Source organism: Mycobacterium sp. ACS4054 (assembly GCF_001667275.1).
In the GTDB taxonomy this organism is placed as follows: domain Bacteria; phylum Actinomycetota; class Actinomycetes; order Mycobacteriales; family Mycobacteriaceae; genus Mycobacterium.
Map to the genome: position 1 here is coordinate 303288 of NZ_LZHV01000061.1, position 20454 is coordinate 323741.

Genomic DNA, 20454 nt, shown 5'->3' on the forward strand with positions numbered 1-20454 from the left:
CGCGTCGCCTACGGTTTCTCCATGCCCGCAGTGGAATTGGAAACCCTCGAAGACGACATCGCCCTCGTCACCCTGAACCGCCCCGAGCGTCTCAACGCCATCGACGGATCGCTGATCGACGGCGTGGACCACGCCCTGGCCGAACTCGCCGCCGGCGAGTTCAGGGCCGCGATCCTGACCGGCGCCGGTCGCGGATTCTGCGCGGGTGCCGACCTGAGCGGCACCGGCGAGCCGTGGACCAAGCCCAGGCCGTCGACCCCGCCGTTCAAGGTCAACTACGACTCCCAGGTCCGGCTCGCCGACCTGTTCATCCGGATCTACGAGTTGCCCATTCCGGTGGTCGCCGCGGTCAACGGCGTCGCCGTCGGGGGAGGGCTGGCGTTCACACTTGTCTCCGATGTCCGGGTCGCGTCCGAGCAGGCCCGGTTCGGGTCTGCGTTCATCAAGGCGGGCTTCTCGTCGATGGACATGGGCACCAGCTACCTCCTGCCGAAGATCGTCGGCGCCGGGGTGGCGCGCGAACTCATGCTGTCCGGCCGGATCATCGACGCGGCCGAGGCCTACCGCATCAAGTTGGTGCACGAGGTGGTGGCCGCCGACGAGCTCATGGCGGCCGCGCTGAAGGTCGCCCGCTCGTTCGCCGAGAACAACGCCTACGGCGTGTGGCAGACCAAGATCGGCCTCAACGCGGCGCTGGACGCGCCGAGCTTGCGCCACGCCATCGAGATCGAGAACCGCACCCAGATCCTCAGCGGTTTCACCAACAATCCCGTCGAGGCGGCCATGGCGCACCGGGAGAAGCGGGCCCCGAAGTGGGATCGGCTGTGAGGGACCGCCGCTGCCTGATGGCGGCGGCCCGCCGCTAGGCTAGACCTTCGCGATCACGTTCTCGGCGAACATCTCCAGATTGCGGATCTTGGTCTCCAGCGGCTCGGTGTCCTTGCCCTTGATGTAGGGAATGCGGAAGCCAACGATGGCGTCGGTGACGCCCTTGTCCTCGAGGCGTTTGATGCCGTCGACGGTGTAGGCGTCGACCGAGATGACGTGAATCTGGAACGGCCCGGTCTTGCCCGCTTCCTCCCGATACCGCTTGAGCTTGGCGATCAGCCCGTCGAGCTCCTCCGGGTCGCCGCCGCCGTGCATCCAGCCGTCCAGCCGCGCGGCGCGGCGCAGCGCCGCGTCGGCGTGCCCACCGATCAGGATCGGGATCGGCTGGGTGGGAGCCGGCGTCATCTTGGTCTTCGGGATGTCGTAGAACTCGCCGTGGAACTCGAAGTAGTCACCTGTGGTGAGGCCCTGAATGATCTCGATGCATTCGTCCATGCGCTTGCCGCGCTTGGCGAACGGGACGCCCAGCAGCTCGTAGTCCTCCGGCCAGGGGCTGGTGCCGACGCCGAAACCCACCCGGTTGTTGGTCATCGCCGCCAACGAGCCGATCTGCTTGGCCACTAGCGCCGGCGGCCGGATGGGCAGCTTGAGGACGAAGAAATTGAAGTGCAACTTCGTCGTCACCGCCCCCAAAGCCGCTGTCAGCACGAAGGTTTCGATGAACTCCTTGCCGTCCAGGAACTCGCGGTCGCCGTCCGGCGTGTACGGGTACTTCGAGTCGGACTCGAAGGGGTAGGCGATGCTGTCGGCGATCGTCATCGCGTGATACCCCGCCGCCTCGGCCGCCTGGGCCAGCGGGATGTAGTACCGATGGTCGGTCATCGCCTCCGCGTAGGTGAACCGCACGTGATCCGCCTTCCTGGAACGGGTCGTCACACGAGATTAGAACGTGTTCTAGTTCTACCCGTGCGCGGGTTCCCAGACAATAAGGCGTCAGAGCTGGTTTTCGGGGCCGATGACCGCCCACACCGTCTTGCCGGACGACGTGGGGGTGCTGCCCCACGCCCGGGACAACGCATCGACGATCGCCAGGCCGGAGACGTCGATGCCGGGGCCCGACGACGGCAGCCGCAGGGCCGGGGCGTGGCTGCTGTCGGACACCGCGATGGTCGCGGTCGCGCCGTGGCTCTCGATCCGCATCACGGGCACGCTCGCGGTGTGTTCCAGCACGTTCTCGACGAACACGTTGACCACGACCAGCGCGACGGGGATGAGCGTGGACTGCGACCACGCGGTCAGCCACTCGCGGACCAGGCGCCGCGATTCGCGCAGGCTGGTCAGGTCGGCGGGCAGCTGCGCGTCGGCGCGGCGCACCGCACGCCGGCTCTGCTGACCCAGCGCCTTCATCGCCGCCTTCTCGGTCGAGTAGACCGGCATGAAGTAGGCGACGCCGCTGCGGGCGATCGACTCGCGGGTGCCGCGGTGCGCGCAGACCAACACGATCGGCACATTGGGGTTGCTGCGGACTTGCCAGTGCGCCCCGATGAAGGTCGACCACGCCAGTTCGGCGAGCACCTTGAGCGCCGAGATGTTGACGACGACGGCGGCGGGTTCGTCCAACGTGGCCTGCAGGATGTGGTCGCGCAGGGCCGCGGAGTTGGTGGTGTCGAGCACGCCGTCGACGGTCAGCACGGTGACCGATTCGTCCGTCCGCGTCGCGACGGCCAGCGTGCTGGGGGACTCAGCTACCGAGCTCGCCACCGCGACCCCTCTCCGTGGCCGGACCGGTGGTGTCGAGGCGCTCGAACACCCGGGCGGGCGACGACGGATGGGACGTCGCAACGCGGCTGCCCATCTGGGTCCTGCCGTCGGGTTCCATCGCTGCTCCTCGAATCACTGCCGGGCCGACTGCTTGAGTATCCGCCCTCAGCGGCAAAAGTCTAATTCGGGTGCAGCGGCCAAGACGCCAACGGAAAGAGCAGCCCACGGGGGCGGCGCGCCGAGCGCGCGACGCAGGGGGCGCGGTATGAGTGAGGCGCGTGCCAGTCCCCACCCGTTCGAGGCCCCCGCCTCTACCGCACCGAACATATCGTTCGAATTCGCTGCGCAGCACGCGCACTCGCCGGGGTTACCCCGTTGCGGGGGTGCCCAAACGCCCGGAAAATATCGCGATAAGCAGGCGAAAAGGGGTCAGCGGGATGCGTACGGCGGCGCGCCCACGCCGGCGATCGAGTGCGTGCCCCACGGCGTTTGTTCGACGATGCGCGCGGCGGCGCTGCGCCGGCCGACCGTCAGCGTCGCGGTTCGCGCTTGCTTGAGCGCATCGTCGGGCAGCGGCCGCGACGGCGAACCGGACACCGTTCCTTGCCAGTGGTAGCGGCCGTCGATCGGGTCGAGGTGACCGGCGAGCCGCACCCGGACCGGATGACGGGCGCCGGCGACTTCCAGCGTCGCCGCCCCGTCATAGGTGTCGTCGCGCTCGGGTGCGCTCGCCGACAGGTCGAAGACGGCCGCGGCCGCGGGAGGCCGGTCGGGTGCCAGCTGGGCGCGGTCGTTGAACACCCGCAGGCTGCTGGCGCGCACCTCGATGCGGCTGCTGGACGTGCGCTCCATCAGCCGCAGGCACTCGGCGACGTAGCGGGCCTGCGCGTCGGTGTCGGGGCCGGTGAGGAAGAAGTAGTTGGGAAATCCGCACACCGCCATCCCGTAGAACGGCTCCATGCCGTCGCGCCACGCCCGCCGGATGGTCAGCCCGCCGGAACCGACGAGGGCCCGGTCGGGCAGTTCGCCGGCGATCGAGAACCCGGTGCCGTAGATGACCGCGTCGAGGTGGTGCTCGACGCCGTCGCGGGTGCGCAGGCCCGTCGCGGTCACCGCCTCGATCGGCGCGGTGGCCACCTTGACCGTCGCGCGCGGCGGCCGGATGCGGCGCCGCAGCCAGCGTTTGGCGCGGGTCGGCCACCGCGGGAGTTCGGTGACGACGCGGCGCGGCGCGTGCGCGAAGACGGTGACCGACGCCGCGGATTCGATCAGCCCGTGGATTTGGTGGCCGGCGGTGGCGTCGACGCCGACGACGGCGATGCGCTTGCCGGACGGATCGAAATCCGGGTCCCAGGCGGCGGCGTGAAACGACGCGCCGACGAACTCGTCGCGGCCCGCGATGTCCGGCAGCCAGGGCACGAACGGCGGCGGGCCGCCGGCGACGACGGCCCGCGCCTGCACGTCCTCCCCGTCGGCCGTGGTCAACAGCCAGGTGTCGGTGGCGTCGTCGAACGTGCTTTGGACCGCCGAGGGGACGACGACGAAGTCGGTGACGCCGGCAGCCAGTAACGCCGAGCGGGGGCCGTCGGGCGCGCCGAGCAGGGCGATCGGGTGGCGGGGCTCGCCGGGGGCGGGCGGCCGCGTCACAGAAACCTGCTGCGCTTCCAGCCGCGGCGTGCGATGGGACCCAGCAGCCCCACCTCGGTCAGGAACGCCGCCAGTGGGGCGAAGCCGGCGACCTGCATGTCGCGGCGATGCGGGCTGGTCCGCGCGGCCCGTCGCGCCCGCTTCGGGTCCAGGCCCGTGCGCGCATACGGGATCGGGTTGCTGAACAGGTAATTGAAGAAGTAGCCGCCCAGGCCGTTGATATTGGCCATGAACCACCGGTTGAGGCGTGGCATCTCGGCGACGCGTTTGCGAGCGCCGTCGCGGGCGAACTGGATGTGGCGCGCTTCCTCGGTGACGTGAATTCGCATGAGCCGCTGGATGATCGGCTGTAACTCCGGGTCGTCCATCATCTGCCGCTGCAGCGAGTCGAAGATCTCCTCACCGATCAGCGCGGCCACCCACAGCATCGAGCCGCGCTGGAAGGCCAGGGGCAGCGCGTTGATGATCATCCGGTGAAACCGCCCGGGGCGCACCGGCTTTGCGCCGATGCGCTCGATGGCCTTGCCGAACATGACCATGTGGCGGGTCTCGTCGCCCAGCTCGGTCAGCTTGTAGTGCGTCGACCGGCTGGTCGGGTCCTCGTGCAGGATCGTCCGCAGCAACGACTGATTGAGCATGTTCTCGAACCAGATCCCGGCCGACAGGGTGTTGACCAACTCCTGACGCGACAGCTCGATCTGCTGTTCGCGGGTCATCTCGTCCCACATCGGCGTGCCATACAGCGACACCAGCCGAGGCGGCAGGTAGAACTTGTCGGGATCCAGCGGGGCGTCCCAGTCGATGTCGACGACCGGCTCGTAAGACTTTTTGACCGAGCCCTTCAGCAGACGCTCCGAGAACTCCTCCCGGCTGGGCCCATCTGGTTTAACCGCAGTAGTCATTCTCGCTGGCGTCCCTTCATTGGGTGCTGCAGACGGTACCCATGGTACTGGGTACTTTTGGTCCCGACTAGGCCCTCTCGATATCGATTCGGCAATCTGGGCTCAGCGAGGAGGAGGTTTCGTGGGCCGGCACATCCACGTCATCGGCATCGGCGCCGGCGACCCCGACTACCTGACCGTCCAGGCGATCGAGGCGCTCAACGACACCCAGGTGTTCTTCGCGATGGACAAGGGCGAGCGCAAGAGCGACCTGGTGGCGCTGCGCCGGGCCATCTGCGCCCGATTCATCCGCGAACCGGGCTACTGCTTCGTCGAGCTGCCCGACCCCAAACGGGCGGCCGACGCCGACTACCGCGAGGCGGTGTCGGACTGGCACGCGGCGCGGGCGCGGGTCTGGGCCGCGGCCATCGCCGCCGAGCTGGGACCCGACGGCGTGGGCGCCTTCCTGGCCTGGGGCGATCCGTCGCTCTACGACAGCACGCTGCGCATCCTGGACGCCGTCGGTGCGGAGCTCGACTTCACCTTCGACGTCATCCCCGGTATTACCGCCGTGCAGGCGCTGACCGCCCGGCACCGCATCCCGCTCAACGAGGTCGGCGAACCGGTTCTGATCACCACCGGCAGAAAGCTGCGCGCCCACGGGCTGGCCGGGTCCGCGGTCGTCATGCTCGACGCCGAGTGCTCCTTCCAGGCGTGCCCGCCCGACACCCGGATCTGGTGGGGCGCCTACCTAGGCACTGACGACGAGCTGTTGGTGGCGGGAACGGTCGGCGAGGTCGCGACACGCATCGCGGAGCTGCGGGCGCAGGCCCGGGCGCGGCACGGCTGGATCATGGACACCTATTTACTCAGACCGGCAGACTGAAGAGCGTGCCCGAACTGCCCGAGGTCGAAGCGCTGGCCGACCATCTGCGCCGCCACGCCGTCGGCCTGACGATCGGACGCGTCGACGTCGGCGCGCTGTCCGTGCTGAAGACCTTCGACCCGTCGCCCAGCGCCCTGCACGGCCGGCCCGTGACGGGGGCCCACCGCTGGGGCAAGTACCTCGGGCTGCAGGCCGGCGAGCTGTACCTGATCGCACACTTGTCGCGGGCGGGGTGGTTGCGGTGGTCGGAAAAGCTGGCCGCCGCGCCGCTACGGCCGGGCAAGGGCCCGATTGCGCTGCGCGTGCACCTGGGCACGCCCGGCGAGGCGCCCGGCTTCGACCTGACCGAGGCCGGCACCCAAAAGCGGCTGGCCGTCTGGCTCGTCGACGATCCGCAGCTGGTGCCCGGGATCGCCGCCCTCGGCCCCGACGCGCTGGAACTCAGCGCCGACGACCTCGCCGGCCTGTTGGCCGGCAACACCGGGCGGATCAAGACCGTCATCACGGATCAGAAGGTGATCGCCGGCATCGGCAACGCCTACAGCGACGAAATCCTGCACGTCGCCAAGATCTCCCCGTTCGCCACCGCGGGCAAGCTGACCGACGAGCAGCTCACCACGCTGCACGACGCGATGGTGTCGGTGCTGCGCGACGCGGTGACCCGCTCCGTGGGCCAGGGGGCGGCCACGCTCAAGGGCGAGAAGCGTTCCGGCCTGCGGGTGCACGCCCGCACCGGCCTGCCCTGCCCGGTGTGTGGGGACACCGTGCGCGAAGTCTCCTTCGCGGACAAGTCTTTTCAGTACTGCCCCACCTGCCAGACCGGGGGCAAGGTGCTGGCCGACCGGCGGATGTCGCGGCTGCTCAAGTAGGCGGCGGGCCGTGACTTGACACCTGTCGATATGCTGCCCGGGTGACTCGTCAGAAGATCCTCATCACGGGCGCCAGCTCCGGACTGGGCGCCGGCATGGCTCGCGCCTTCGCCGCCAAGGGCCGCGACCTGGCGCTGTGCGCGCGGCGCACCGACCGGCTCGACGAGCTGAAAGCCGAACTGTCGCAACAGTATCCGGACATCACGGTCGCCGTGGCCGCGCTGGACGTCAACGACCACGAGCAGGTGCCCAAGGTCTTCGGCGAACTGCGCGACGAGCTCGGCGGGATCGACCGGATCATCGTCAACGCCGGCATCGGCAAGGGCGCGAAGCTGGGCTCGGGCAAGCTGTGGGCCAATAAGGCCACCATCGAGACCAATCTGGTGGCCGCACTGGTGCAGATCGAGACCGCGCTGGAAATGTTCAACGACGCGGGCTCTGGCCACCTGGTGCTGATCTCCTCGGTGCTCGGCAACAAGGGGGTGCCGGGCGTCAAGGCCGCCTACGCCGCGAGCAAGGCCGGGCTGAGCTCGCTGGGCGAATCCCTGCGCGCCGAATACGCCAAGGGCCCCATCAAGGTTTCCGTCATCGAGCCCGGCTACATCGAGTCGGAGATGACCGCCAAGTCCAACAGCACAATGCTGATGGTGGACAACGAGACTGGCGTCAACGCGCTCGTCGCCGCCATGGAACGCGAGCCCGGCCGGGCGGCGGTGCCATGGTGGCCGTGGGCCCCGCTGGTGCAGGTGATGCGGGTGCTGCCGCCCCCGCTCACCAAGTGGTTCGCCTGACCCCTGATCTATGGGGGGCTAACGCGTACAACTGCGCACGCTCATGCCAGCGATCAGTGCGGAACGGGCGTGTAATGGTCTGCGTCGCTGGTGAATTCGGGCTTACCGTACGTCGCCAGCCGTAGCTTGAGAAGTCCGATCACGTAGGCGTCGGTGATGTCCCTGAGCACGGGCATGCGGCTGGCGTGGCTCACCGCCGTGAAACGTCCGATGATGAAGGGCGCGGTAAGGGCTACGCGCATGAGGTCCGTCGGCCCCATCGAGACACCCATGGCCTCGGCGATCTCACGATTCCCGTTGCAGAAGGTGCGAACGAAAGTGAGTTTGCTGAAACTCTTTTCGACCGCTTCGGCGCAACGGTCGAACAGCGTGGTGTCGGGCCGCAAGTAGGCCGACATGGTGCCGCGGACGAGTTCTTGACAGATGCTGTCGAATCCGTCGCGCAGCAGTGCGGAGCGCGCGTGCATCACATGGATGATGTCGGCCGGTTCCGCGGGCAAGAGCTCTTCCGGTAGTCCGAGCAGAAAGCAGCGATACCTGGCGAATTCGACGACGGCACGCTCTTCGGGGGTGAACTCCGTCCGGCCCTGTTGGCGCGCCTTGCGGGCCAGCAGGTACTGGCCGATCATCCCCGCCGGCATCTGGTCGACCTGCGGCACGGGCATGCCGTATATGGCGGTATCCCACTTGTCGGATTTCTTCAGGGCGTTGTAGCGGACCATCGAGTGCATCAGCCGGACCATGGCGGCCGCCTCGAAGCCGGGGCCGAATCGGTCCAGTGCACCGGGCAGGGTGGTGACGGCGAAGAAACTGGCGGTCTCGTTCACCCGGCGCGCGGCCCGCTTGCCCGAGAGTGCGCCGGTGAGAGCCATCGGCAGCGCGGCGTAGGTATTTGTGAACGTCGCGATGAAGGCCCCGCGCGTGATGAAGGGGGCCAGCAGCGCCGCGGGAATCCGCTCTTGGCGAGCGCCCTCCCGGACCAGGTCGAAGTCGATCCACTCCGGGGTGGCCTCCATGGCGGCGATGAACGAAACCAGCTCGGGGGGCGCGTCGGGCACCGCCCCGATTCCCTCTCGGCAGGCCGTCTTGAGCATGTCGATCAGCTGGGCGACGCTGTGCGAAGTCATCAGTGCCGCATAGGGATCGGCGACGACGTCGCCGAGCAGGGTGGCCGTGCTCATCAACTCGACCACGCGGTCGTCCTGCAGAATCGGTGCGCGGTCGGCGATCCAGGCGGGCAGGGCCGAGTCGACGTCCGCCTCCGTGGCCAGCCGGTCCGGCTGCCGGTCGAAGTCGAAGTCTCCGTACAGGTCGGGCTGCAATTCGCGCTGGCTGCGGACGCGCTCGGCGAGCTCGGGGTAGTACGTGACCATCGCTGCCTCCGATTAACTAACAGTTCGTGAGCAATACTCACAAGTTGTTAGTTATGCTGTCAAGCATGAGTGCGGGCAGCCCGAAGCGGCGGATGACCGCCGAGGGCCGGCGCGAGCAGATCCTCGATGTCACGCACGCGATCGTCGACGCCGAGGGGTTTCACGCGGCCACGCCCAACCGCATCGCCGAGTCCGCCGGCATCAATCGGTCGTTGATCTATCAGCTGTTCGGCGACCCGGCGGGACTTTTCGTCGCATTGATCGACCGTGAGGCGGCCCGGGCCGGCGCCCAATTCGCCGAGGCGGTCTCCGGGCTTGATGCCGTCGCCGGGGACCAGTCGCTCGTCGTCGCGTTCGACGGGGTGCTCGCCGCGGTCGACGCCCATCCGGCAACGTGGCGGCTGTTCCTGTTCCCGCCGCAGGGCGCTCCGCCGGAGTTGTATGCGCGGCTGGCTCAATCGCAGGCCGTCGTGCTGGAGTTCTTCGTCACCGAATTGCTGCGCATCAATCCCGGAGTGAATGACCCGGAATACACCGCGCGGATCCTGCACGCGGCCGGACGCGAACTGCTGCAGCTGCACCTGAGCGAGCCGCAGACCGCCACCGTGGAACGTTTGCGCACCTTCGTACGACGATTGGGCTCCGACATGATGAGCCGCACCGGCTGAGGGCTGTCAGCTGGTGCGGCCGCGTTCGGTCCGGTAGCGGCGGACCAGCGCGTCGGTCGAGCTGTCCGACTGCGGCGCCGGCGAGTCGTCCGACGTGATCACCGGCAGCAGCGCCTTGGCCTGCGTCTTGCCCAGCTCGACGCCCCACTGATCGAACGAATCGATGCCCCACACCACGCCCTCGGTGAACACCTGGTGCTCGTAGAGCGCGATCAGCTGGCCCAGCACCGACGGCGTGAGGCGGTCGGCCAGGATCGAGGTCGTCGGCCGGTTGCCGGGCATCACCTTGTGCGGCACGATGTCGGCCGGCGTGCCCTCGGCGGCGATCTCCTCGGCGGTCTTGCCGAACGCCAGCACCTGCGTCTGGGCGAAGAAGTTGCTCATCAGCAGGTCGTGCATGCTGCCGGTGCCCTCGACGGTGGGCAGGTCGTCGAGGGGCTGGCTGAAGCCGATGAAGTCGGCCGGCACCAACCGGGTGCCCTGGTGCAGCAATTGGTAGAACGCATGCTGGCCGTTGGTTCCCGGCTCGCCCCAGAAGATTTCGCCGGTGTCGGTGGTGACCGGCGTGCCATCGGCACGGGTGGATTTGCCGTTGGACTCCATGGTCAGCTGTTGCAGATACGCGGCGAACCGCGCCAGGTCGTTGGAGTAGGGCAGCACCGCGCGTGACTGCGCGCCCATGAAGTTCGAGTACCACAGCCCGATCAGCCCCAGCAGCGCGGGCGCGTTCGATTCCAGCGGGGCGGTCTTGAAATGCCGGTCCACGATGTGGAATCCGGACAGGAAATCGGCGAAGGCCTCCTTGCCGATGGCCGCCATCACCGACAGGCCGATCGCCGAATCGACCGAGTACCGTCCGCCGACCCAGTCCCAGAAGCCGAACATGTTGTCGGTGTTGATGCCGAAGTCGTCGACCAGGCGCTTGTTGGTGGAGACGGCGACGAAGTGCTTGGACACCGCGGCGTCGCCGAGGGCGTCGGTGAGCCAGCGGCGCGCGGCGGTCGCGTTGGTCAGCGTTTCCAGTGTGGAGAACGTTTTCGATGCGACGATGAAAAGCGTTGTGGCAGGGTCCAAGTCGGCCAGGGTGGCGATCAGGTCGGCCGGGTCGACGTTGGAGACGAACCGGGCCGAAATCCCGGCGTCGGCGTAGTGGCGCAGCGCCTGGTAGACCATCACCGGACCCAGATCCGAACCGCCGATGCCGATGTTGACCACCGTGCGGATTCTTTTCCCGGTCGCCCCGGTCCATTCACCGCTGCGTAACCGGTCGGTGAAGTCGCCCATCCGGTCGAGTACCTCGTGCACGTCCTCGACCACGTTGTGGCCGTCGACGATCAACTCGGCATCCCGGGGCAGGCGCAGCGCGGTGTGTAGCACCGCCCGGTCCTCCGAGACGTTGATGTGGGCGCCGGCGAACATCTCGTCGCGACGCTCTTCGAGGTTAGCCGTGCGTGCTAGATCGATCAGTAGCCGCAGCGTCTCTCGGGTGATGCGGTGTTTGCTGTAGTCGATGTAGAGGTCGCCCACCGAGACGGTGAGCTCGCGGCCGCGGTCCGGGTCCTCGTCGAACAACTGGCGCAGATGGGTCGCGCCGATTTGGTCGTGATGCCTGCGCAGGGCGTCCCACGCTGGGGTGGCGGTGATGTCGGGGAGGCTTTGCAGGGAGGTCATGCTTTCGACCCTAGTGACGGTCGCAAGGGCAGCGCAGCGGGGCGCGGCGGGCCGTCACCATTGGGCTAGTGACGGTCGCAAGGGCAGCGCTGGGGGCACCTCCCGCTTGCGGGGGACTGGGCGCGGCGGGCCGTCACCATTGGGCTAGTGACGGTCGCAAGCGCGGCGCTTTGGGCACCTCAGTGGCCGAGCCGGCCCCTGCCCAACCTCAGCAGCAGGATCGCGAGGTCCTTGCCGTCGGGACCCAGCTCGCTGTAGCGCTCGATCACCTTCATCTCGCGGCTGTGCACGAGTCGCGTGCCGCCGGAGGCCATCCGTACCTTGCCGATCGCCTGCGACACCTCGGTGCGCCGCTTCACCGCGGCGAGGATCTCGGCGTCCAACCGGTCGATCTCGTGGCGCAGGTCGTCGATGCTCAACTCTTCGGCGGCGGTCTGTGGGGTATCCACCGTGTCAACCTTCATCTCTGCTAACTCCGCATTGTCGGGATGTGGGGGTTGTGGTCTCATCCGGTTTCGGGCCTCACAAAAAGAGACGAGCCCCGATTTCGCCGAAGCGGACCACGGGGCTCTGGTGAAGCAGCTAGACCACGGGGACCGCGAACCGGTACCCGTAGAAAAATCGGCGGCAGTTCGGGGCGAAGGCCTGCCGACGGCACTGCGCGTTGAGCACAAAACGAGTGTGCCACTAAAAACGGCTTACGCGCAAAAATGTGCGCATGAACTGGCCATTACGTCCGGGCGCCGCGCGGTGTCCGAGGCCGCCGGCCGCGGGCGCCACGGTGGCGTGCCGGTGTGGATTCCCTTAACAATGAGCGAAGTTCGCGTCCATTTCGATTCCACCCCGTCGGCGGCGGCGAAAAACTCCGATGCGTTTAGCGCGGCTTTTTGTACTCACGTGTAATTGCGTCGCCAATTTGAAACGGCCGAGCATTGCAACGCGAAACACGCCATTTCCCATGGGCGGATTTGGCGGGCGAAGGCCGCCCGGGGCACTAGCCTGGTCTCACGCCTGGGCGCGTTGCGTCGGTGGGCGGCGGTAAGTTTGGACCAACATGAGTGTGTACGTAACCGATCCCAATCTGGCCTCCGAAGCAGATCAGCTGCTGGAAGGCCTCAACCCGCAACAGCGCCAGGCGGTGGTGCACGAGGGTTCGCCGCTGCTGATCGTGGCCGGGGCGGGCTCGGGCAAGACCGCGGTCCTCACCCGCCGCATCGCCTACCTGATCGCGGCACGCGGAGTCGGGGTCGGCCAGATCCTGGCCATCACCTTCACCAACAAGGCCGCCGCGGAGATGCGCGAGCGGGTGGTGCGCCTGGTGGGCAACCGGGCCCGCGCCATGTGGGTGTCCACCTTCCACTCGACGTGTGTACGGATCCTGCGCAACCAGGCGTCGTTGATCGAGGGCCTCAACTCCAACTTCTCCATCTACGACGCCGACGATTCCCGCCGCCTGCTGCAGATGATCGGGCGGGACATGGGGCTCGACATCAAGCGCTACTCGCCCCGGCTGCTGGCCAACGCCATCTCCAACCTGAAGAACGAGCTGATCGACCCCGCGGACGCCGTGGCCAGACTGACGGATGATTCCGACGACCTGGTTCGCACCGTGGCCTCCGTGTACGGCGAATACCAGCGGCGGCTGCGCGCGGCCAACGCGTTGGACTTCGACGACCTGATCGGCGAAACCGTCGCCGTGCTGCGGGCCTTCCCGCAGATCGCCCAGCACTACCGGCGGCGGTTCCGCCATGTCCTCGTCGACGAATACCAGGACACCAACCACGCGCAGTACGTCCTGGTGCGCGAACTCGTCGGTCACGGCGTCACGGAATCGGCCGACGACGTGCCCCCGGCGGAGTTGTGCGTGGTCGGCGACGCCGATCAATCGATCTATGCCTTCCGCGGCGCCACCATCCGCAACATCGAGGACTTCGAGCGCGACTACCCGGACGCGACAACCATTCTGCTGGAACAGAATTACCGCTCGACGCAGAACATCCTCTCGGCGGCCAACTCGGTGATCGCCCGCAACTCCGGGCGCCGGGATAAGCGGCTGTGGACCGACGCCGGCGCCGGCGAGTTGATCGTCGGCTACGTCGCGGACAACGAGCACGACGAGGCCAGGTTCGTCGCCGAGGAGATCGACGCGCTCGCCGACCGCGGCGAGATCACCTACAACGACGTGGCGGTGTTCTACCGCACCAACAACTCGTCGCGGTCGTTCGAAGAGGTGTTCATCCGCGCGGGCATTCCATACAAAGTCGTTGGGGGCGTGCGCTTTTACGAGCGCAAGGAGATCCGCGACATCGTCGCCTATCTGCGGGTGCTGGACAACCCCGGCGATGCGGTCAGCCTGCGGCGCATCCTCAACACCCCGCGCCGTGGCATCGGGGATCGCGCCGAGGCCTGCGTCGCGGTGTACGCCGAGAACACCGGCGCCAGTTTCGCCGACGCGCTGGTGGCCGCCGCCGAAGGCAAAGTGCCGATGCTGAATTCGCGCGCGGAGAAGGCGATCGCCGGTTTCGTCGAACTGCTCGACGAGCTCAGGGGCCGCCTCGACGAGGATCTCGGTGACCTGGTCGAGTCGGTGCTGGAACGCACCGGATACCGCCGCGAGCTGGAGTCCTCCACCGATCCCCAAGACCTGGCCCGCCTTGACAACCTCAACGAACTCGTCAGCGTCGCACACGAATTCAGCACCGACCGGGCCAACGCGGCCGCGTTGGACGAGTCGTTGCAGGCGCCCGAGGACGAAGACGTGCCGGACACCGGTGTGCTGGCGGAGTTTCTGGAACGGGTTTCGCTGGTTTCCGACAGCGACGACATTCCCGACGACGGCGCCGGCATGGTCACCCTGATGACGTTGCACACCGCCAAGGGGCTGGAGTTCCCGGTGGTGTTCGTCACCGGCTGGGAGGACGGCATGTTCCCGCACATGCGGGCGCTGGACGATCCGACGGAACTGTCCGAGGAGCGGCGGCTGGCCTACGTCGGCATCACCCGCGCCCGTCAGCGGCTCTACCTCAGCAGGGCCATCGTCCGGTCGTCTTGGGGGCAGCCGATGCTGAACCCGGAATCGCGCTTCCTGCGCGAGGTTCCGCAGGAACTCATCGAGTGGCGGCGCACCGCGCCGGCCCCGGCGTTCACCGCGCCGGTGAGCGGCGCGGGCCGATTCGGCGCGCCGCGCGCAGCGCCGACCCGGTCGGGCGCGGGCAAGCGCCCGCTGCTGGTGCTCGAGCCCGGCGACCGGGTGACGCACGACAAGTACGGGCTGGGCCGCGTCGAGGAAGTGTCCGGGGTGGGCGAATCGGCCATGTCGCTCATCGATTTCGGCAGCGCGGGGCGGGTCAAGCTGATGCACAACCACGCCCCGATCAGCAAGCTCTAGGAGCCGCGGGCGCCGGGCCCGCTAGGCCTCCAGCCAGCGCTTGGTTCGCGGGTGCAGGACCAGCACCACGCTGGCGATCGGCAGTAGCGGCAGCAGGTGCACGATCCACGCGACCCGGGCGCCGGCGATGAACACCCCGATGTAGGTCAACACCGCGACCACCGCGCCGACCACGATTAGCCAGCGCCCAAAGGGCCGGCGCTGCAGCAACATGATCACGCCCGAAATGGTGGCCGCGGCGAACACCAGGGCCAGAAACGCGACGGCGATGCAGAACAGCCGGTCGGACCGCCACCAGCCGGCGATCAGGTCGGTCGCCACCACCGACGTCGCCCAGCCGCTGACGATGCTGACGGCGCAGGCGGCGGCGGCCGTCCGGCCGCCCGGCTCGCCCGCCAGCGCGGGACGGGGCCCGGCGCCAGGAGCGGCATAGGGCGGCGGTTGCGGCGGAATATGGGTGGTCGGTGACTCCGGCGCGATGGGGAGCGGTCCGGTGGGTGCGCGACGGATGATCCGCGTCTTGGAATCCGACGGCGACGTGGACTCGGGCGGTTGCGGACCGGGAGGTGGCTGGTTCGGCGCGGTCACCTCAACCAGCGTAGTTACCGACCATAAGACCCCGCTTAGCCAACCATGGGACGGGATCGATGCGTTCGGTGCCGCCCTGGAGCACCTCGAAATGCAGGTGCGGACCGGTGGAGTTGCCCCGGTTGCCCATGGTGGCGATCTGGTCGCCGGCCATCACGCGCTGGCCGACGCTGACGAGGGTGGTGTTGACGTGGCCGTAGAGGGTCACCGTGCCGTCGGCGTGGCGCAGCTTGACCAGCGCCCCGTAGCCGGCGGCGGGACCGGCATCGATCACCACGCCGTCGGACACCGCATAGATCGGCGTCCCGATGGAGTTGGCGAGGTCGATGCCGGCGTGCAGCACCCCCCAGCGGTACCCGAAGTTGGAGGTGAAGATGCCCTTGGTCGGCATCACGTAGAGCGGCTGCTGCAACCGCGCCTCGCGCTGCGCGCGATCGTTGGCGAACGCGACGCCCTTGGCGAGCTCCTGGTTGTGCAGCGCGGCGGTCGCGGCCGGCTCGAGGGCGACCACCTGGGCGCCGCGAATGGTGTTGTTGCCGGAGCCCCCGGTGAGCGCCGACGCGTTCGCGGTCAGCACGGCCTCGGTCTTGGGGGTGTCGGCGTGACTGGTGGCGGTGTGGGCCGCCGCGGCGGCGGCGCCCGCGGCCATCGCGGAGATCAGCAGGCGACCCCGGGCCGCGCTGGTCGGTTGCTTGCGATGCTGCCCGCCCTGCCGTGCCACCCCGACGACATCGGTGGTGTGCGCGCGTCCGAGCCGCGGCGCGGCGGCGGGTTCGATGACCACGCGCGGCAGCACCTCGGTCACCGGTGCGGCCAGCCACCGGGGGGACGGTTCGTCGGCGTCGTTCAGATCGTCGAGTTCGGGGGCCAGCAGCACCTGCGCCGCGTTGTCGAACGTGGAGTCGTTGCTGTAGTCGAGGTCGCCGAGATCGCCCGCCTCGTCGCGCCAATCAAGGTCGTCGAAGTCGAAGCCGTCGAGCGGGAGGATTTCGGTGACTTCGTTGCGGTGGGGCTCGATACCCCGGCCGCCGGCGGCACGACTAACCCTCACTACGTCTGCTGTTTCGGCAGCAAAAGGTGCCAAACGGTGCTGGGACAAGCTGAAATGTCCTCGTATCGTGACCATAACGTTATCTGGACCCTAGGACGGTATCCGCTGACTTGCGGACCTGGCAACCTCGTCGCGCAATCCGGTGGAAATTGTGATTTGAGTCACGAACCGGGTATGCCGCTAGGCCGTGAGCTGTGCCACATCGCCGGACGCGCCCGTAAGAGCCGGTTGGCCAGTGGATACAGTTCGTCCGTGCGAGTCGCCGAACGCGGCACCGCCCATCAAGAGGCCTAGCAGTTGAGTCGAGCGAAGACAGAGAGCCCATGGACCTTTTCGAGTATCAAGCCAAAGAATTGTTCGTCAAGCACAACGTACCGACCACGCCGGGGCGGGTGACCGACACCGCCGAGGGCGCGAAGGAAATCGCGACCGAGGTCGGCGCTCCGGTGATGGTCAAGGCGCAGGTCAAGGTCGGTGGGCGCGGCAAGGCGGGCGGCGTCAAATACGCGGCGACCCCGGACGACGCCTACGAACACGCCAAGAACATCCTCGGTCTCGACATCAAGGGCCACGTCGTCAAGAAGCTGTTGGTCGCCGAGGCCAGCGACATCGCCGAGGAGTACTACATCTCCTTCCTGCTCGACCGCGCCAACCGCACCTACCTCGCGATGTGCTCGGTCGAGGGCGGCATGGAAATCGAGGAGGTCGCCGCCACGAAGCCCGAGCGGCTGGCCAAGGTCCCGGTGGACGCCGTCCAGGGGGTCGACCTGGCGACCGCGCGTTCCATCGCCGAGAAGGGCCATTTGCCGGCCGAGGTGCTCGACGCGGCCGCGGTGACCATCAACAAGCTGTGGGAGCTCTTCGTCGCCGAGGACGCCACGCTGGTCGAGGTCAACCCGCTGGTCCGCACCCCCGACGACCGGATCCTGGCGCTGGACGGCAAGGTCACCCTCGACGCCAACGCCGACTTCCGCCAGCCCGGCCACGCCGAGTTCGAGGACCGCGACGCCACCGACCCGCTCGAGCTCAAGGCCAAGGAGCACGACCTCAACTACGTGAAGCTGGACGGCGCCGTCGGCATCATCGGCAACGGCGCGGGCCTGGTCATGTCGACCCTCGACGTCGTCGCCTACGCGGGCGAGAAGCATGGCGGGGTGAAGCCGGCCAACTTCCTCGACATCGGGGGTGGCGCGTCGGCCGAGGTGATGGCCGCGGGGCTGGACGTCATCCTGAACGACAAGCAGGTCAAGAGCGTCTTCGTGAACGTGTTCGGCGGCATCACCTCGTGCGACGCCGTCGCCAACGGCATCGTGACCGCGCTCAACATGCTCGGTGACGAGGCCAACAAGCCGCTCGTGGTGCGGCTGGACGGCAACAACGTCGACGAAGGCCGGCGCATCCTGGCCCAGGCCAACCACCCGCTGGTGATCCAGGCCGACACGATGGACGCCGGAGCCGACAAAGCCGCCGAGCTGGCGAACAAGTAAGGGAGCCAACACATGTCGATCTTCCTGAATAAGGATTCCAAGGTCATCGTCCAGGGCATCACCGGCGGCGAGGGCACCAAGCACACCGCGCTGATGCTGAAGGCCGGCACCCATGTGGTCGGTGGCGTGAACGCCCGCAAGGCGGGCACCACGGTCTCGCACGTCGACCCAGTGGGCAAGGACGTCGAACTGCCGGTGTTCGCCACCGTCGCGGAGGCGATGAAGGAGACCGGCGCCAACGTTTCCGTGGTCTTCGTGCCGCCGAAATTCGCCAAGGACGCGATCATCGAGGCGATCGACGCCGAGATCCCGCTGCTGGTCGTCATCACCGAGGGAATCCCGGTGCAGGACACCGCTTTTGCGTGGGCCTACAACGTCGACAAGGGGCAGAAGACCCGCATCATCGGGCCGAACTGTCCGGGCATCATCACGCCGGGCGAGGCGCTGGCGGGTATCACCCCGGCCAACATCACGGGCCCGGGACCCGTGGGCCTGGTGTCCAAGTCGGGCACGCTGACCTACCAAATGATGTACGAGCTGCGCGATTTCGGGTTCACCACGTCGATCGGCATCGGCGGTGACCCGGTGATCGGGACGACGCACATCGACGCCATCGAGGCGTTCGAGAAGGACCCCGACACCAAGGTCATCGTGATGATCGGTGAGATCGGCGGCGACGCGGAGGAGCGCGCGGCCGACTACATCAAGGCCAATGTCTCCAAGCCGGTGGTCGGCTACGTCGCGGGATTCACCGCGCCGGAAGGCAAGACGATGGGCCACGCGGGCGCCATCGTGTCCGGCTCGTCGGGCACCGCGGCCGCCAAGAAGGAGGCCCTGGAGGCGGCCGGCGTCAAGGTCGGCAAGACCCCGTCGGAGACCGCGGCGCTGGCCCGGGAGATCCTGCAGAGCCTGTAGCCCCCGGGCCGGCCGCCTGACCCCCGATTAGGCGGGGAAGACCAACCTGCGGTAGATAGTTGGTCTATGAATCTCGACCCGAACACCCCCGTCGTGGTGGGCGTTGGTCAGGCCGCCGAGCGCATCGACGACCCGACCTACCGCGGGATGTCGCCCGTCGAACTGGCCGCCGCGGCGGCCCGGGCCGCCATCGACGACTCCTGCGTCGAGGACGCGGCCGCGGCCATCGACACCGTGGCCGGTGTGCGGCAGTTCGAGATCTCCGGTGTGGTCAAGGCCCCGCTGGGCCGGTCCAACAACTACCCACGATCCGTGGCCAACCGCATCGGTGCGTCGCCGTCCCGCGCGATCCTGGAAATCGTTGGCGGGCAAGGGCCGCAGCACCTGATCAGCGAGCTGGCGGCGGAAATCGCGGCGGGCCGCTCGCAGGCCGCGATGGTGTTCGGTTCGGATGCCACCTCGACCCTGCGCTACTTCGCCAAGGCGGAGGCCAAGCCGGACTTCACCGAGACGGTCGACGGCGACCTGGAGGACCGGGGCTATGGCATCGAGAAGCTGGTCTCGCGCTACACCGTCATTCACGGGCTGACCAGCGCGCCGATCCAGTACGCACTGCTGGAGAACGCCCGGCGGGCCGGCACCGGGCTGGGCCCGGCGGAGTACCGCCGGCGGATGGGCGAGCTGTTCGCCCCCTTCACCAAGATCGCCGCCGGCAACCCGTTCGCCGCCGCGCCGGTCGAGCGCACGGTCGACGAGCTGATCACCGTGACCGACCGGAACCGGATGATCGCCGAGCCCTACCCGCGGCTGATGGTCGCCCGCGATCAGGTGAACCAGGGCGCGGCCGCGCTACTGATGTCGGTCGGCGCGGCGCGTCGTCTCGGGGTGCCCGAGGAGAACTGGGTGTACCTGCACGGCCACGCCGACCTCGAGGAGCAGGCGCTGCTGGAACGCCCCGATCTCGGGCACGCGCCGTCGCACGTGCTGGCCGTGCGCGAGGCGCTGGCGATGGCCGGCATCGGCATCGACGAGGTCGCCACCTTCGATCTGTACAGCTGCTTTCCGGTGCCGGTGTTCAACATCTGCGACGGCATGGGGATCGCACCCGACGATCCGCGCGGCCTGACCCTGACCGGTGGCCTGCCCTTCTTCGGCGGCGCCGGCAACAACTACTCGATGCATGCCGTCGCGGAGACCGTCGCGCAGATGCGAAGGGCACCAGGCGAATTCGGTCTGGTCGGCGCCAACGGCGGCATCCTGAGCAAGTACTCGGTCGGCGTGTACTCCACCCGGCCGTCGGAGTGGAAGCCCGACCGCAGCGCGCAGGCGCAGCAGCAGGTCGCAAGCTGGGCGACCGAGCCGGTGACCGAGCAGGCGGACGGTGTCGGCACCGTCGAGACCTATACGGTGCGCCGCGACGACGGCCGCCCGACGGGGATCATCATCGGGCGCCTGGACGACGGCAGCCGCTTCCTGTCCACCACCGAGGACGACGAATTGATCGCGCTGCTCGTCGACGGCGACCCGTTGGGCCAGCGGGTGCGGGTGCGCTCCTTCGACTACGGCAACCGCTGCACGCCGGCCTGAGTTCGCGACACGTAAACCACGCACACGACACGCCGTAACCGGCCGCCGTGGTTTCAGTCTCGC

General features: G+C 68.1%; 19 protein-coding genes and 1 pseudogene. 11 read left to right on the forward strand and 9 right to left on the reverse strand.

Features of this window, described 5'->3' with window-relative positions; translation table 11 throughout:
• Positions 1 to 30: 30 nt before the first annotated feature.
• Positions 31 to 828 carry an enoyl-CoA hydratase/isomerase family protein gene (locus A5730_RS20055; RefSeq protein WP_197506302.1) on the forward strand — a complete coding sequence of 266 codons (798 nt, stop codon included), beginning with the start codon at positions 31 to 33 and terminating at the stop codon, positions 826 to 828.
• A gap of 39 nt (positions 829 to 867) precedes the next feature.
• Here A5730_RS20055 and A5730_RS20060 read toward each other — a convergent pair whose 3' ends face one another.
• The 4 genes from A5730_RS20060 to A5730_RS20075 all read right to left on the reverse strand — a co-directional run bounded on the left by A5730_RS20060 (position 868) and on the right by A5730_RS20075 (position 5138).
• Entirely contained in the window at positions 868 to 1734 is an 867-nt protein-coding gene (locus A5730_RS20060; protein WP_055402690.1) for an LLM class flavin-dependent oxidoreductase, read from the reverse strand.
• 87 nt (positions 1735 to 1821) lie between these two features.
• A complete protein-coding gene (locus tag A5730_RS20065) occupies positions 1822 to 2589 on the reverse strand; it encodes an STAS domain-containing protein (protein ID WP_197506296.1) in 768 nt (255 codons plus the stop codon).
• Positions 2590 to 3018: 429 nt separating this feature from the next.
• Positions 3019 to 4008 carry a DUF4873 domain-containing protein gene (locus A5730_RS20070; protein WP_231994733.1) on the reverse strand — a complete coding sequence of 330 codons (990 nt, stop codon included), beginning with the start codon at positions 4006 to 4008 and terminating at the stop codon, positions 3019 to 3021.
• A 224-nt stretch (positions 4009 to 4232) separates the two neighbouring features.
• Entirely contained in the window at positions 4233 to 5138 is a 906-nt protein-coding gene (locus tag A5730_RS20075) for a diiron oxygenase (RefSeq protein ID WP_067904218.1), read from the reverse strand.
• A gap of 121 nt (positions 5139 to 5259) precedes the next feature.
• Between A5730_RS20075 and cobF the strand changes: the two genes are divergently transcribed.
• From cobF to A5730_RS20090, 4 genes and pseudogenes are all read left to right on the forward strand, one after another.
• Positions 5260 to 6003 (forward strand): precorrin-6A synthase (deacetylating), encoded by a 744-nt coding sequence (gene cobF, locus A5730_RS20080; RefSeq protein WP_067904220.1) that lies wholly within the window; start codon positions 5260 to 5262, stop codon positions 6001 to 6003.
• A 5-nt stretch (positions 6004 to 6008) separates the two neighbouring features.
• Positions 6009 to 6251: pseudogene (locus A5730_RS25250) on the forward strand (DNA-formamidopyrimidine glycosylase family protein); the annotation flags it as partial.
• Between the two features lie 150 nt (positions 6252 to 6401).
• Positions 6402 to 6872 carry a zinc finger domain-containing protein gene (locus A5730_RS25255; protein ID WP_231994734.1) on the forward strand — a complete coding sequence of 157 codons (471 nt, stop codon included), beginning with the start codon at positions 6402 to 6404 and terminating at the stop codon, positions 6870 to 6872.
• Between the two features lie 41 nt (positions 6873 to 6913).
• Complete coding sequence (locus tag A5730_RS20090) at positions 6914 to 7663, forward strand: SDR family oxidoreductase (RefSeq protein WP_067904225.1); 750 nt, start codon at positions 6914 to 6916, stop codon at positions 7661 to 7663.
• A 53-nt stretch (positions 7664 to 7716) separates the two neighbouring features.
• Here A5730_RS20090 and A5730_RS20095 read toward each other — a convergent pair whose 3' ends face one another.
• Complete coding sequence (locus A5730_RS20095; protein WP_067904229.1) at positions 7717 to 9036, reverse strand: oxygenase MpaB family protein; 1320 nt, start codon at positions 9034 to 9036, stop codon at positions 7717 to 7719.
• 92 nt (positions 9037 to 9128) lie between these two features.
• On the opposite strand from A5730_RS20095, the gene A5730_RS20100 reads away from it, so the two are divergent.
• Positions 9129 to 9704, forward strand: a complete 576-nt coding sequence (locus A5730_RS20100; RefSeq protein WP_067904525.1) for a TetR/AcrR family transcriptional regulator — start codon at positions 9129 to 9131, stop codon at positions 9702 to 9704.
• Between the two features lie 6 nt (positions 9705 to 9710).
• Here the strand turns inward: A5730_RS20100 and pgi are convergent, their stop codons facing one another.
• Both pgi and A5730_RS20110 read right to left on the reverse strand, forming a co-directional pair.
• Positions 9711 to 11375 (reverse strand): glucose-6-phosphate isomerase, encoded by a 1665-nt coding sequence (pgi, locus tag A5730_RS20105; RefSeq protein ID WP_067904233.1) that lies wholly within the window; start codon positions 11373 to 11375, stop codon positions 9711 to 9713.
• Between the two features lie 179 nt (positions 11376 to 11554).
• Positions 11555 to 11884, reverse strand: a complete 330-nt coding sequence (locus A5730_RS20110; protein ID WP_082946912.1) for a chorismate mutase — start codon at positions 11882 to 11884, stop codon at positions 11555 to 11557.
• Positions 11885 to 11948: 64 nt separating this feature from the next.
• On the opposite strand from A5730_RS20110, the gene A5730_RS24830 reads away from it, so the two are divergent.
• Complete coding sequence (locus A5730_RS24830; protein WP_156745868.1) at positions 11949 to 12278, forward strand: hypothetical protein; 330 nt, start codon at positions 11949 to 11951, stop codon at positions 12276 to 12278.
• A 151-nt stretch (positions 12279 to 12429) separates the two neighbouring features.
• Entirely contained in the window at positions 12430 to 14763 is a 2334-nt protein-coding gene (pcrA, locus tag A5730_RS20115) for a DNA helicase PcrA (protein ID WP_067904240.1), read from the forward strand.
• A 21-nt stretch (positions 14764 to 14784) separates the two neighbouring features.
• On the opposite strand, the gene A5730_RS20120 is transcribed toward pcrA, so the two are convergent.
• Together A5730_RS20120 and A5730_RS20125 are read right to left on the reverse strand one after the other, a co-directional pair.
• Positions 14785 to 15351, reverse strand: coding sequence for a hypothetical protein (locus A5730_RS20120; protein WP_067904243.1), 567 nt, complete (start codon positions 15349 to 15351; stop codon positions 14785 to 14787).
• 1 nt (position 15352) lies between these two features.
• The gene (locus A5730_RS20125) at positions 15353 to 16402 is read right to left on the reverse strand and encodes a M23 family metallopeptidase (protein ID WP_156745869.1); all 1050 of its coding nucleotides are present in this window, start codon (positions 16400 to 16402) and stop codon (positions 15353 to 15355) included.
• A gap of 323 nt (positions 16403 to 16725) precedes the next feature.
• On the opposite strand from A5730_RS20125, the gene sucC reads away from it, so the two are divergent.
• From sucC to A5730_RS20140, 3 genes are all read left to right on the forward strand, one after another.
• On the forward strand, positions 16726 to 17889 hold the full coding sequence (gene sucC, locus A5730_RS20130; RefSeq protein WP_067904249.1) for an ADP-forming succinate--CoA ligase subunit beta: 1164 nt from the start codon (positions 16726 to 16728) through the stop codon (positions 17887 to 17889).
• A gap of 12 nt (positions 17890 to 17901) precedes the next feature.
• Positions 17902 to 18804, forward strand: a complete 903-nt coding sequence (gene sucD / locus A5730_RS20135; RefSeq protein WP_067904253.1) for a succinate--CoA ligase subunit alpha — start codon at positions 17902 to 17904, stop codon at positions 18802 to 18804.
• Positions 18805 to 18870: 66 nt separating this feature from the next.
• Positions 18871 to 20391: an acetyl-CoA acetyltransferase gene (locus A5730_RS20140; protein ID WP_067904256.1), complete on the forward strand. Its 1521-nt coding sequence runs from the start codon at positions 18871 to 18873 to the stop codon at positions 20389 to 20391.
• Positions 20392 to 20454: the final 63 nt, after the last annotated feature.

Coding starts and splice junctions, on each gene's coding strand:
- pgi (WP_067904233.1), bottom strand. CDS start 11,375: ATGACCTCCCTGCAAAGCCTCCCCGACATCACCGCCACCCCAGCGTGG.
- sucC (WP_067904249.1), top strand. CDS start 16,726: ATGGACCTTTTCGAGTATCAAGCCAAAGAATTGTTCGTCAAGCACAAC.
- A5730_RS20075 (WP_067904218.1), bottom strand. CDS start 5,138: ATGACTACTGCGGTTAAACCAGATGGGCCCAGCCGGGAGGAGTTCTCG.
- pcrA (WP_067904240.1), top strand. CDS start 12,430: ATGAGTGTGTACGTAACCGATCCCAATCTGGCCTCCGAAGCAGATCAG.
- A5730_RS20110 (WP_082946912.1), bottom strand. CDS start 11,884: ATGAGACCACAACCCCCACATCCCGACAATGCGGAGTTAGCAGAGATG.
- A5730_RS20095 (WP_067904229.1), bottom strand. CDS start 9,036: ATGGTCACGTACTACCCCGAGCTCGCCGAGCGCGTCCGCAGCCAGCGC.
- A5730_RS20100 (WP_067904525.1), top strand. CDS start 9,129: ATGACCGCCGAGGGCCGGCGCGAGCAGATCCTCGATGTCACGCACGCG.
- A5730_RS20140 (WP_067904256.1), top strand. CDS start 18,871: ATGAATCTCGACCCGAACACCCCCGTCGTGGTGGGCGTTGGTCAGGCC.
- sucD (WP_067904253.1), top strand. CDS start 17,902: ATGTCGATCTTCCTGAATAAGGATTCCAAGGTCATCGTCCAGGGCATC.